The organism is Paenibacillus albiflavus (assembly GCF_004344915.1).
Taxonomy (GTDB): domain Bacteria; phylum Bacillota; class Bacilli; order Paenibacillales; family NBRC-103111; genus Paenibacillus_AM; species Paenibacillus_AM albiflavus.
In genome coordinates this window covers 190,245-202,326 of record NZ_SKFG01000001.1, presented here as the reverse complement: position 1 = coordinate 202,326, position 12,082 = coordinate 190,245, and the positions used below count along the sequence as shown (strand labels likewise).

The 12,082-nt window shown below is 41.5% G+C and carries 14 protein-coding genes; 13 read left to right on the top strand and 1 reads right to left on the bottom strand.

Annotated features, from left to right (window positions below; genetic code table 11):
* The first annotated feature begins 13 nt into the window (after window positions 1-13).
* Window positions 14-640, top strand: coding sequence for a potassium-transporting ATPase subunit KdpC (gene kdpC / locus E0485_RS01080; RefSeq protein WP_407944817.1), 627 nt, complete (start codon window positions 14-16; stop codon window positions 638-640).
* 1 nt (window position 641) lies between these two features.
* Window positions 642-2,945: a histidine kinase gene (locus tag E0485_RS01075; RefSeq protein ID WP_132415678.1), complete on the top strand. Its 2,304-nt coding sequence runs from the start codon at window positions 642-644 to the stop codon at window positions 2,943-2,945.
* Between the two features lie 29 nt (window positions 2,946-2,974).
* Here E0485_RS01075 and E0485_RS01070 read toward each other — a convergent pair whose 3' ends face one another.
* On the bottom strand, window positions 2,975-3,214 hold the full coding sequence (locus E0485_RS01070) for a DUF3951 domain-containing protein (protein ID WP_132415676.1): 240 nt from the start codon (window positions 3,212-3,214) through the stop codon (window positions 2,975-2,977).
* Window positions 3,215-3,368: 154 nt separating this feature from the next.
* Here E0485_RS01070 and E0485_RS01065 point away from each other — a divergent pair, with 154 nt between their 5' ends.
* The 11 genes from E0485_RS01065 to E0485_RS01015 all read left to right on the top strand — a co-directional run bounded on the left by E0485_RS01065 (window position 3,369) and on the right by E0485_RS01015 (window position 12,082).
* A complete protein-coding gene (locus tag E0485_RS01065) occupies window positions 3,369-4,097 on the top strand; it encodes an MBL fold metallo-hydrolase (RefSeq protein ID WP_132415674.1) in 729 nt (242 codons plus the stop codon).
* A gap of 6 nt (window positions 4,098-4,103) precedes the next feature.
* The gene (locus tag E0485_RS01060; RefSeq protein ID WP_132415672.1) at window positions 4,104-4,673 is read left to right on the top strand and encodes a TetR/AcrR family transcriptional regulator; all 570 of its coding nucleotides are present in this window, start codon (window positions 4,104-4,106) and stop codon (window positions 4,671-4,673) included.
* Window positions 4,674-4,778: 105 nt separating this feature from the next.
* The gene (locus E0485_RS01055) at window positions 4,779-5,468 is read left to right on the top strand and encodes a hypothetical protein (RefSeq protein WP_132415670.1); all 690 of its coding nucleotides are present in this window, start codon (window positions 4,779-4,781) and stop codon (window positions 5,466-5,468) included.
* Between the two features lie 270 nt (window positions 5,469-5,738).
* Window positions 5,739-6,749 (top strand): ABC transporter substrate-binding protein, encoded by a 1,011-nt coding sequence (locus E0485_RS01050; RefSeq protein ID WP_132415668.1) that lies wholly within the window; start codon window positions 5,739-5,741, stop codon window positions 6,747-6,749.
* A 40-nt stretch (window positions 6,750-6,789) separates the two neighbouring features.
* Window positions 6,790-7,779, top strand: coding sequence for a FecCD family ABC transporter permease (locus tag E0485_RS01045; RefSeq protein WP_132415666.1), 990 nt, complete (start codon window positions 6,790-6,792; stop codon window positions 7,777-7,779).
* A 1-nt stretch (window position 7,780) separates the two neighbouring features.
* Entirely contained in the window at window positions 7,781-8,569 is a 789-nt protein-coding gene (locus E0485_RS01040) for an ABC transporter ATP-binding protein (RefSeq protein ID WP_132416428.1), read from the top strand.
* A gap of 31 nt (window positions 8,570-8,600) precedes the next feature.
* Window positions 8,601-9,098, top strand: coding sequence for a HugZ family pyridoxamine 5'-phosphate oxidase (locus tag E0485_RS01035; protein WP_132415664.1), 498 nt, complete (start codon window positions 8,601-8,603; stop codon window positions 9,096-9,098).
* A 27-nt stretch (window positions 9,099-9,125) separates the two neighbouring features.
* Window positions 9,126-9,578: a DinB family protein gene (locus tag E0485_RS01030; RefSeq protein ID WP_132415662.1), complete on the top strand. Its 453-nt coding sequence runs from the start codon at window positions 9,126-9,128 to the stop codon at window positions 9,576-9,578.
* Window positions 9,579-9,744: 166 nt separating this feature from the next.
* Window positions 9,745-10,338, top strand: coding sequence for a class I SAM-dependent methyltransferase (locus E0485_RS01025; RefSeq protein WP_132416426.1), 594 nt, complete (start codon window positions 9,745-9,747; stop codon window positions 10,336-10,338).
* Window positions 10,322-11,446 (top strand): phosphatase PAP2 family protein, encoded by a 1,125-nt coding sequence (locus E0485_RS01020; RefSeq protein ID WP_165921037.1) that lies wholly within the window; start codon window positions 10,322-10,324, stop codon window positions 11,444-11,446. The genes E0485_RS01025 and E0485_RS01020 overlap by 17 nt, the downstream gene beginning before the upstream one ends.
* A gap of 24 nt (window positions 11,447-11,470) precedes the next feature.
* Window positions 11,471-12,082: a DedA family protein gene (locus tag E0485_RS01015; protein ID WP_132415658.1), complete on the top strand. Its 612-nt coding sequence runs from the start codon at window positions 11,471-11,473 to the stop codon at window positions 12,080-12,082.

The window sequence follows — 12,082 nt, the reverse complement described above, 5'->3', positions numbered from 1 at the left end:
AGGAATGAGAGTTATGGTTCAAACAGCAAATCAAGCAACAGTTCAAGCTACAGAGTCAAAAGGTTCCTATCTATTCATCGTCATTCGGTTATGTGTATTGCTTATCTTGTTATGTGGCATTCTATATCCCCTTGTATCAACAGGTATTGCCCAGCTTCTTATGCCTGATCGTGCAAATGGCAGCCTTGTTAAGAACAGCAGTGGTATAGTCATCGGTTCGGAGCTAATTGGTCAAAGCTTTAAGGATCAGAAGTATTTTCACGGTCGCGTATCCAGTATTGACTACAATGCAGCGGCATCAGGCAGTAATAACTACGGGCCATCAAATCCTGCACTCATTGATAGAATAAAGCAATCCATTGAAGATTGGAAAAGCAATAATCCTGCAGTGCCAATTGATCAAGTACCAGTGGATCTACTGACGAATTCAGCATCTGGACTTGATCCAGATATCAGCCCAGCATCAGCATTCGTGCAAGTTCCGCGTATATCGGCTTTAACCGGTATATCGGAGGAGCAGCTTAAACAGCTTGTAAAAGAGCACACAACAGGAAGGAGTCTAGGTTTGTTTGGAGAAGAAAGGGTTCATGTATTGCAGTTGAATTTGGCGCTTGATGTCTTAATGCAAAGGGGCAAGTAAAGTGGATAGCTTTAAACGTAAGACACCAGAGGAAATCCTATTATCGATCTCAAAGCTTCATCAAGGTAAACTTAAAATTTACATTGGAGCTGTAAGTGGAGTGGGCAAAACCTATCATATGCTTCGAGAAGGACAGCATCTGAAACAGCATGGAATTGATGTGGTAATCTGTGCGGTGTCTACAATGAGTCGTCCCGAAACGATCGAACAGCTTGGAGATATAGAGCGAGTTCCTAGCATTCATTGGACTAAGGGGGATGTGCTTCAGAAAGATCTTAATTTAGATGGTCTTCTCGAACGCAACCCCGAGGTTGTGCTTGTTGATGGTCTTGCACATCGAAATCGGAAGGAAGCAAAGTTTCCTACACGATTAGAAGATATTAAATTCTTGCTTGCCCGTGGTATTAGTGTCATTACTACGCTTAACGTATATGAGCTTGAAAGTATCAAAGAAGCTGCCCGCAAGTTGACAGGCATCTATGTAGAAGAGACAGTTCCCTCTGATACATTAGAGCTAGCAGATGAGGTCAGATTGATTGATGTTACACCTGAGAAAATACTAGATCGTTTATCCGAAGGTGTCTTGAATAAGAATCAGGGACGATCTGTCTATCAAATCGGGAATATTGGCAAGCTGCGTGAGTTAGCACTTCGACTAGTAGCGGAAGATGTGAATGATTCACTCAAGAAGTATCAGGAGGAGAATGGGCTCATCGATGCACCACAGGCTGCAGAACGCATTCTTGTCTCTGCACAATATCATTGGAATGGTTCAATTCATATTCTGCGCGGTTATCAAATTGCCAAACGATTGAATGGTGATTTGTACGTCGTTAATTTTGCACGACCTCATGCAGAATTATCGAAGGAAGAGGCGTCGTTCAAACGCTCAATATTGAAACTAATAAAGAAGATCGAAGCAAGCTTTGAAGAAGTACCAATCACGCATAAACGCAAATTGCCTGAAGTATTGCTGAATTACGCTAAGCATCATCATGTTACCCGAATTGTACTGGGACAATCGAGACAGAGCCGTTGGCAGGAGATCTGGCAAGGCTCAATCGTCAATCGTATTCTGCGTAAAGCTAAGTTAGTCGATTTATATGTGGTAGCTGATCGAGCAAGATCTAACGGGGAGCGTATACTCCCTGTTAGACATACTCGGACTAAACAGCCTGAAGACGCATATCGCAGATTAACGCATAAGCAGGTTGAAGAGAATATCAGTAAAATGAAGCGAGGTCAATTGAAAGTTTATATTGGAGCAGCACCAGGTGTGGGGAAGACGTATGCGATGCTGCGTGAAGGCAATGATTTGCTGAAGAAAGGAATCGATGTCATGATCGGTTTGCTTGAAACGCATGAGCGTGCAGAAACAACCGAGCAGATCGGGGCACTAAAGCTTATTCCAAGAGCCCAAATTCTATATCATGGAACGAAGCTAGAAGACATGGATGTACAAGCGATCATTGAACGAAATCCAGAGGTTGTACTCGTTGATGAATTAGCGCACACGAATGTGCCTGGATCAACAAATAAGAAACGTTATGAAGATATTATTGAACTATTGAATGCGGGAATCTCAGTCGTATCTACGATGAATGTGCAGCATTTGGAGAGTTTGAATGATGCAGTTGAACAAATTACAGGGGTTCGTGTACGTGAAACGGTGCCTGACCATGTATTGCGTTTAGCTGATGAGGCCCAGCTCATTGATGTATCTCCGAATTCCTTGCAGCAGCGGATGAAGGAAGGCAAGATCTATAGTGCGGATAAAATTGATCAAGCATTGAATCATTTTTTTCGAACTGGGAATTTGATTGCACTAAGAGAGTTGTCGTTAAGAGAAATCGCGGATGATGTAGATGAACGACTTGAAGCATGGGAGCGGGATAGTTCGCTTCGAGGACCATGGAGAAGAAAGGAAACGATATTCGTCGGTGTTACTTTGGGGGCTAACTCAGAACGATTAATTCGCCATGGATTCCGGATTGCTTACAGACTTAAGGCGGATTGGCATGTAAATTACATTCATACTGGAGAACCGCTTTCGGATGAGAAGAGGAAACGAGCAGACCTGTTACAGCAATTAACGGTGCGTTTAGGTGGGGCATTTGAGATTATTGAAGCGGGAAGTAGAAAATCGATTGGTCGAATCATGCTGGACCAAGCAAATCGTTATGAAAGTACACAGATGATTATAGGTCAGTCCAATCATTCATTTCGTGATAAATGGTCACCGAACACAGTTGAACGCACGATTCTGCGCTATGGACGTCACATGGATATTTTACTCATTCATTGACTGCAGAAACGTGCGTTATAAGGGTTTGATCAGCGAATACGATAACGAAACTTCTTATGTTTCTTATATTGCTCGCCTTCATCATCTTGATCTTCCTTATCTTCTTTTTCTTCATGAAACTCAGATGGAGCCTGACCTGTAATGTAATCGAAGGGGGTATAGTGGCTGCTTGGCAGCTGCTTGCCTTTTATCATCTTGACAATGATTATTCCTAGCAGGACTAGTATGGGTACAACTAGCGAGAGCATAACATACAAGCCAAAATCCATAGACATTCACTCCTGTTTATAGGAAGTTAGTTAGTGATTTGTATACGTATAGATTAACCGAAAGTTGCAATAAATTTACTGCTTGACAAAAACTAATGGTATTAGTTAATATAAAACTAACGATATTAGTTTATAGGCTATGGGGGTTATTTAAATGAGAACAATCAAACACAACAATGTTTACCAACTTACTTTTATGCCGAGATTTTTTCCCGTTAATTGTTATCTTGTAGAGGAAGAAGATAGCTTAACTTTGATTGATGCAGCGATGCCATACAGTGTGAAGGGGATTATGAAAGCTGCCAGTAAGATTGGCAAACCCATTACACGTATCGTACTCACACATGCGCATGGTGATCATGTTGGTGCTTTAGATGGCTTGAAGCAATTGTTACCTGATGCGAAAGTGTATATTTCGAAGCGAGATGCAAAGCTGCTTGCAGGAGATTCATCCTTAGAAGCCAATGAAGGTAATTTGCCGATCAAGGGCAGTGTGCCGAAGAATGTGACAACCAGGCCAGATGTATTGCTTCAAGATGGAGATCGATTTGGTTCATTACTTGCGATAGCGACTCCAGGGCATACGCCAGGTTCGATGGCTTTTCTGGATACACGAGATCATGCTATGATCGCAGGTGACGCGATTCAAATAAGAGGCGGGATTGCCGTATCGGGGCAGCTTGTTCCTTTATTTCCTTTTCCAGCTATGGCTACATGGAATAAGGAAGTCGCTATTGAGAGCGCGATGAAATTGGCCCAACATAAGCCTACTTTGCTTGCCGTAGGTCATGGGAATTTGCTTGTAAATCCGGAGCAAGCGCTTAAGGATGCTATTGCCAAAGCTATGCGTAATCAAGCTGCATTGAAGTTGAAAGGGGTGTAAGGAAGAATGTCACCGAGAATTGGATTAGATATGACAACGATCATTAAGGCTGCTGTTGACATTGCAGATGCACTTGGGTTAGAAGCAGTAACGCTCGCTACACTTGCCAAAAAACTGAACATCCGCCCACCATCTTTATATAATCATTTCGATGGATTACCTGGCTTGCGAATAGAGCTTGCCATTCATGGATTAGAGGAGCTGCGAGGCAGTTTAATGAATGCAGCTATTGGCCGATCTGAAGATGACGCGATCTATTCGATTGCTGATGCTTATATTGCTTTTGTTCGGAAGCATCCAGGTTTATATGAAGCAACACTTCCAGCACCAGGGAATGAGGATGATAGGCTGCAGCAATTAGGAAGTGATATCGTCCATATTTTCACTCGCGTATTACAATCCTACGGAATTGAGGGAGACGCGGCGATCCATACGACACGTGGTTTACGGAGCTTGTTACATGGATTCGCATCGTTAGAAGCTAAAGGCGGCTTTGGGATTCCTTTAGATCTAGATGTAAGCATTAAGCAGATGCTGCATATATTTCTCGTTGGAATACGCTCGGTTAAAGAATAGATTAGCTATTTGATAAAAAAAGTATTGACACTTGGATTGATAATCGTTATCATTCGAGTGATTGATAATCATTATCAACTTAACGAGAAACGGAGTGGACGATACGTGTTGAAACCTGAACTAGTAAGAGAAGTTGAAATGCCCCAGCTTATGCGTGATGTCGAGATTGAACAGTATGTTCGATGCTCAGGCTGTTATTATCGAATTTGTAGTGGATCGCATACAGAGTCTTGGAGGCAGCTTACTCAGTTCTCAGTTGATCAGGTGATCAGATCGTATCAATCCATGCCTGAAGAAGCGAGAACACCAGCATTCATTATGGATTGCGTGGATGAGGTGTGGACTAATGATATCGATCGATTTGATTCCTTACATCATTATCGGCAGGTCAAACGGATCTCTACGAAGTATCTCATGCAATTTTTACAAAATCATAGTCACAAGAATGCTGTGTCACTATACGCTGAATCCATGTCAGTGCATGTAGAGGAATTGGAGCTTGAGCTTTCGATCATGTTTCATTTAATCGAAAAGAAGGATGATTCTTTCTTGCTTCGCAAATATTTTGTAACGGATGAGCCTGATGTAATTCAGGCATACTTCCATATGAGTACGGTTTTCTCGTACCTAGCTTTTGATCATATACCTGATCGAATTGAAGCCGTATCTTTATTGAATGGCAAGTCCTATACATTCACCCCTGATTTTAGCAAGATTCAGGCGTCGCTGGACTATTTGAATCTATTAATTGGTTCGATGCGCGAGGGATATGGAGTGCGTCATATTTATCATTAATCCTGAACTCTAGAGGAGTAATTTCATAGTTAATCAGCCTGTTATTATAGTACATAATAACGGGCTTATTTGCGTTGGATTAGTAGAATACAAGAAATGTTAGATCATAAATTGGTTAATTTGTAGCAAAAAAAGAAATGATGTTACTTTTTTAAAAATTTAAAAATACATGTTGTAATTGTCAGGCTATTCATGTTATAAAGTTACTAATGATATTGATAATCATTATCATTTATAATCATATAACATTTATAGGTGGGATCAAACGATATGAAAGTATTGTCTAGTAAAAAGGGTATTGTTCTTGGATTAGCTCTATTAACTGCAACAGTAGGATGTGGAAGCCAAGCTTCTCAGCAAACTGCAGCAACTGCAACACCAGCAGCTATTCAAACTCCTGCTCCTGTAGCAACAGCTACACCTGAAGCAAGCAAAGCACCACAATTTACGGTTGATGAGAAAGCAGCATCCGAATTGATGGCTCAGTTCGGTTCCGATATGCCTACGAAGGTGGTAAGTGCATCTGTGGCTATGGCAGAAATTCTCAATGAATTAGACGTAAAGCCTATAGGTGTACCAACGTCTACGATCGCATTGCCGGATGGTCTTAAAGACGTTGCTAAAATCGGTTCTGCGCTCAAACCTGATGTTGAGCAAATTACCAAGCTTCAACCAGACATCATTGTTGGACCTGTCTCCATCAAAGACAGCTTGGAGAAGATTTTCAAACCCGCTTCTCTCAAAACAGCTTACCTTCCATCAGATTCACTTGAAGATCTTAAATTAGCAACGGTTGTCATGAGCCGAGTATTTAAACAAGAGCAAAAGGCTGTTGATCTATTCGCAAGACTGGATCAACAAGAACAAGCAGCAGTTCAATTATCCAAAGATAAACCAGCACCAAAAGTTATGTTCTTATTCGGTTCAGCCGAATCTTTTATGCTAATGAACGAAAATACATTCCCTGGCAGCATTGCGAAGAAGCTTGGTGCTTCCAACGTCGTATCAGATGTTCTTAAATCTAAAGAAACATACATAGCACTGAATATGGAGAATGTTGTTTCTGCTAATCCTGACGTTATCATGCTGGTATCACATGGTGATCCGGATACAGCCATTAAGAAGTTTGAAGAAGAAGTGAAAAAGAACGGCGCATGGGATAAATTGAATGCGTTTAAGAACAATAAAGTTGTCGCACTTGATTATAACCTGTTCGGTGTAGCATCTATTGTTAAAGCACCAGATGCTTACGCAGAAATGGCTCAAAAATTATATCAATAATCACGATTAAGCTTCGTTACATCGAATTGGAGGAAGACAAGTGCAAGAAGTTAAGAAGACAAAGGGAATTACGATCGGCATCACATTCATTCTTCTTGTAGTAGGTATCATATTATCTATTGGACTTGGTAGTGTGTGGATTTCACCCAAAGAAATTCTGAATACACTCGTCGGTAACGGTGTAGAAGTATCGAATACAATCGTATGGGATATTCGGATCCCAAGAGTAATGCTTGCAGTAATCATTGGTGCCAACTTAGCTATCTCCGGTTCACTTTTGCAGGCTGTCATGAATAATCCGCTCGCGGACCCTGGGTTAACTGGGGTATCGAGCGGTGCAGCTGTTTCTGTACTATTTATTCTGTTAGTTGTACCTAGCTATTCATCCTTCATACCTGTGGCTGCCATAGTCGGTGGCGCAATTGCTGCTGCAATGGTTTATGCTTTAGCTTGGAAGAAGAGAGGAATTTCGCCTATAAGGGTCATTCTTTCTGGTGTTGCCGTTAACTCCGTTTTTGGCGGAATTATAGCGCTCCTGTCAATTCTATACAGCGATAAGCTCCCAGCAGCATTACAATGGTTAAACGGAAGCATGTCCGGTAAGGGAATGCCTGACGTCATGGTGATGATGCCCTATTCAATCGCAGGTTGGATTGCAGCGCTTTTCTGTATTAGACAGGTGAATATTCTTCGTTTAGGAGAGCAAGCTGCGATTAATCTGGGTGAAAATATTAACCGAATTCGAATTGTTTTATCCTTCATTGCTGTATATCTTGCGGCTGTGTCAGTATCGACAGTCGGTATGGTTGGTTTTGTTGGGCTTGTTGTTCCGCATATGGCAAGAATGATCGTCGGATCAGACTATCGCAATTCGCTTCCGATGAGCATTGGGCTAGGAGCACTCGTGCTACTAGTTGCAGATACGGCTGGTCGAACTTTCTTCGCACCACTTGATATTCCTGCTGGTATTGTAATGGCAGTTGCTGGTGGGCCATACTTCTTATATCTCATGAGAAAAGGTGATGTTTAACATGCTCGCTGCAGAAGGATTATCGATAAGCTATGACGGCAATAAGATCGTTAACAACTTTACATTTCAAGTGAATGAAGGTGAAATTGTCACGATAATAGGGCCGAATGGCTCAGGTAAATCCACGTTACTTAAGGGAATCTCCCGTATGATTCCATGTGAGAGCGGGCGTGTATGTATTGCGGGACAAGAGCTTAAGTCGCTGCACAGCAAGCAAATCTCACAAATTATGTGCATGTTATGCCAATCGAATCAAACACCAGCAGATATGACTGTGGAGGAGCTTGTTTCCTACGGTCGTCTTCCTCATAAGAAGTGGTATGAACGTCTCTCTGATCAAGATTATGAAATTGTGGACTGGGCAATTGAGAAAACTGCATTGCATCCTCTTCGCAAAAGGTTAGTTGTGTCTCTATCAGGTGGTGAGGCGCAGCGCGCATGGATCGCAATGGCTTTAGCTCAAAGACCTAAGGTTCTGTTGCTCGATGAGCCTACAACTTATCTGGATATCGCACATCAATTAGAAGTGCTCGAGCTTGTGAAGAATTTGAACCAGGAACTTGGCATTACCGTTGTGATGGTGCTGCATGATCTAAATCAAGCAAGCGTATACAGCGATAAAATCTATGTGATCCAAAAGGGTAATCTCGTTCAATACGGGAAACCTAGCAAAGTACTGACGACCGAGATGATTCGTGATATTTATGGTGTAGATGCAGACGTGCAGTTCGCAGATGGCTCAGAGTCACCTCGAATTCACCCACTTAAACGTGCACAACCTGTTATTTAACATCGTTAACTAATATATGGAGGAATTGACTATGAAACCAATCGATTTAGTAGCTACTAAACAGCGTTACAAAGAGTTTACGGATAGCCGTAAGTCTGTAATCCTAAGTACATTAGATGCGGAAGGAGTTCCTTTTATCAGCTATGCACCTTATGTTAAAACGGACAGTCATATTTACATTTACATCAGCAAAATTTCTGATCACTTCCAATATGTGAATGACAATGAGCGCATTCATGTGATGATGATTGGGGATGAGTCCGAAACTCCGAACGCATTTGCCCGTGAGCGTGCAAGATGGGTATGTTCCACTGCGAATCTTGGTAATGAAGGGCATGAAGAGATTTTTGAATTATTCAACGATAAATTTGGCGAAAAAATGTTAAATATGCTGCGTGGATTAGACTTCTCTTTGTTCCAGCTTACACCACATGAAGGACGTTATGTTGTTGGCTTTGGTCAAGCGTTCGATACTGATTTAAACGGCGATCGTTTTGATCATGTCGTAATTGATAAGAAGGACAAGTAAGATAGATTCGTAATTTGGAGGTTACATATGAGTTATGAAGCTGTTTATCCAGTCTGGAGGGCGGTTCGCGATCGCTTTCAGAAAACAATGCAAGGCTTAAAGGAAGAAGAACTCATGTATAAGCTATCTGCCGAAACTTCATCGATTGGCTTTACTTTACGTCACGGTGCAGAAGTTGAGTATATGTTCGCAGAATGGTTCTTTAACAAACCTAAGCCAGAATCCGTTTCTTTTATTGCGAGTGGCCCATCCACTGACGATGGCATATATGCGAATCTGCCCGAGCAATTAGCGTTTATAGAAGCGTCGGATCGCCATCTATCTGAAGCCATGCGCGAATTACCAGAGGATGCATGGGATCAAGTTGTTAACTCGCCGATGGGTCCATCCACTCCACGCGAAGCATTAGGGCGTGTGCTGTATCATACGGGTCTGCATGCTGGACAAATTGCGCTTATTCGCAAATGTGTGAAGTCATGAAATAAGCATGTTACTCCAATAAGCTCGTTTATTGCCTATCCGAAGGCTGTAAGCGGGCTTTTTGCCGCTGTAAAATACAGATTTTCTTCAGAATTTCCTCCATTTAATCTGCAGATTTCCAAGATAACATTGGGAGTATGAAAGGTAGAGGAAAGGGATGATGAAGATGAGTATTGGTGAACTATTGCAGGAGAGGATGCTGTTCTTATCGACATTTTTACGGTCACCTGGTCAAGTGGGGAGCGTTACGCCAAGTTCCAAACATCTGGCGCAAGCGATGACGAAGGTAGTTCCATGGGAACAAGTTCGCAATGTGGCGGAGCTCGGTGCAGGAACAGGAGCTGTAACGAAATACATTCAAGAAGCGGCCAGCAAGGATACAAGAGTTCTATTGTTTGAAAAGGATGATGTCATGCGTAAGGATCTCTGCCTACAGTATAAAGATTATCCGTGCTATACGGATGCTACGGGGCTTAAATTCGCGATGCTGTATGAGCAAATGGATCAACTTGATTGCATCTTTAGCTGCTTGCCTTTCTTTAATTTCTCTCCTAAGCTGCGAGAACAGATCATTCGCCAAGTTCTTCTTTCGCTTAAGGAAGACGGACTCTTTATTGCATTTCAGTATTCTAAACAAATGCAGAAGCAATTTTCTCAATATTTTGATATTCAGTCCATTAATTTTGTCCCCTTAAATATACCGCCTGCTTTTGTCTATGTATGTACGAAGAAGAAGGTCGTTTATGATGAACTTGATTAAGAAACATAAGCCGTTATTATGGATTCTCGCTATCCCCGTGCTGAATATATTCTACATGATTCTGAATCATGGTGATGCAACTACAGTTAATTTAATCACGGATTTAGATGAGCATATTCCCTTTGTCTCTTGGTTGATTATTCCTTACGTGCTATGGTACCCCTTAATATTAACAGCATTAATTATTCTATATGTTAAGAATCTTAAACTCTATTATCGCACATTAATCGCGTTATGTATGGGTCTTGTGATCTCATACATCATCTATTATTTCTATCAAACAACGATGCCACGACCAGACATAACGCCAGATGGCTTAATAAATTCGATAGTGTGGCTCATATATCAGACGGATCAACCATACAATTGCTTTCCGAGCATTCATGTGTTTACCAGCTATCTTGTCTTCAGTGCAATTCGTCAGTGTAAGAATGTGCCCTTTATGATTCGATTCGGATTTATCATTTCCGCTTGGTCGGTTATCCTATCAACCTTATTTGTGAAACAGCATGTCATACTGGATGCTGCAGGCGGAATTGTATTAGCCCAATTTCTCTACTATATTGTTGGCAAGTGTATGCATAATCGAACTTTAGTCAAACTCGCGCATTATGATAAACGTATATTTCAATTATTCAATCAGTCGCTTCATAGGCCATTCTTTAATCGGTTGATGCGTGTGATTACACATCTGGGTGGTGGAATTGCTACGATTGTTTGTTCCGTCTCTGTAGCTATATTTGCGCCAGGGTTGTGGCAGACGATTGGTTGGCAAAGTGTCGCAGCATTGACGTTTAGTCACTTCATTGTGGTTATCCTCAAAAAAAATATGCAGCGGAATCGACCTTATGTAGCTATTCCATATGCAAATATTGGATCGAATCCGTTAAAAGATTCCTCTTTTCCATCAGGTCATACAACAGCCATTTTTGCCGTAGTTACACCGTTCCTATTTATTACAGGCAGCTATGGTATTCTTCTCCTATTGCTTGCAGTATCGGTTGCCTTATCTCGCATCCATCTTGGCTTGCATTACCCATCAGATTGTATCGCAGGTAGTGTGCTTGGGATTGGTTCCGCACTTTTTATGACTGTGCTGATTCGTTGATCAGGTGGGAAGGGAGGTCTGAAGATGAATTATGATTCATTAGTCATGATGATCCATGATTTCGGCTATGCGGCCTTATTCTTTGCATTGTGGTTAGGAATTGTTGGCATACCCATACCAGATGAGGTTATTGTCATGACTGGAGGAGCGGTTACAGCTAATGGGATATTGCTAGTTATTCCTGCATTCCTGCTCACTTATTTAGGTGTAATATCAGGATTATCGTTAGGGTATGTACTTGGCAGAACGATGGGTGAGAAGATCGTAAATCGATTGCGTCGCCGGCAAAAGTTTGATAAATACTTCTTAATATCCGACCGTTTGATGCAGAAATACGGAAAATTTGCTCTCAGTATAAGTTATTTACTTCCTATTGTTAGACATGTGATGCCGTATCTGGTTGGGCTTCATCGTATGAAATTCAGACATTATGCTTTATTTGCTTATACGAGTGGATTGATCTGGACTTTTACTTTTTTCACGATAGGTCGTTTTGTAGGGAAACATATAGAAGAAATTGGAAAACTGATTTATAATTACGGAATAGATATTTTGGTGCTTGTGCTCATTGGTCTCGTCATGTTATTGATTGTTCAAATCCTGAAGCAATATCGAGGTCATAAAGAAAGAGGGTAG